Genomic DNA, 759 nt, shown 5'->3' with positions numbered 1-759 from the left:
GGGTGAGGTGTTCGCCGGGGGGGGGGTGGGTGAGGACGAGCAGGCGGGCGTCGGTGAGGTCGGCGTAGTGGCTGCGGGCGGGGTGCAGGCGGTGGGTGAGGTCGCGGGGTAGTTCGGCCAGGGGGGTGGTGGGGTCGTGGGGCAGGTCGGCGGTGGTCAGGGCGGTGCGCAGGTGGGGGTCGTCGGGGTCGGGTTCGGGGTGGCCGGTGATGGTGCGGGCCAGGGTGGTGGTGGGTGTGGCGGGGTGGACGTGGGGGGTGGTGTGGGTGGTGACGTGGCCGCGGGTGGGGGCGGTGCGGCCGGTGAGCAGGTCGGCGATGGTGGTGGTGTGGGTCGGGGGCAGGCCGATGAGGGCGACGTGTTCGCCGGGGTGGACGGTCAGGTCCAGGTGGGTGAGCAGGGGGGTGCGGGCCAGGGTGAGGGACACGTCGTGGAACGCGACGAGCGGCCGGGCGCTGGGTGCGGTGGTGGCGGGGCTGCGGCGCAGGTTTCCGCGGTCGGTGAGCCTCACGGGTGTCCGTTCGTGGTGGTGGGCTGTCATGGGGCTGTGATCGTCGTGGGTGCGTGAGAGTTCTCGTTATCTGTTCGTGTCTTTCCTCTCGTGGCGGTGGCAACCCCGGGGTGGGGTGTCTTTTTCCGTGGGGTGTGCGACCTTGTGGACGCCGTGGGGCGGTGGTGGGGTGGTGGGCATGGGGCATGAGGTCGTGATCGTCGTGTACGACGGGGTGCAGAGTCTGGACGTGACGGGTCCGTTGGAGG

General features: G+C 71.8%; 1 protein-coding gene. It reads right to left on the bottom strand.

Annotation, left to right across the window (positions count from 1 at the left end):
- The coding region (locus RM479_RS27450) for a P-loop NTPase family protein (RefSeq protein ID WP_311514581.1) at window positions 1-541 on the bottom strand (541 nt) is incomplete at its 3' end.
- Window positions 542-759: the final 218 nt, after the last annotated feature.

This window comes from Nocardiopsis lambiniae, from assembly GCF_031845465.1.
GTDB lineage: Bacteria > Actinomycetota > Actinomycetes > Streptosporangiales > Streptosporangiaceae > Nocardiopsis > Nocardiopsis lambiniae.
Note: the sequence above shows the minus strand (reverse complement) of the source record. Positions and strands in the feature narration are given on the sequence as shown.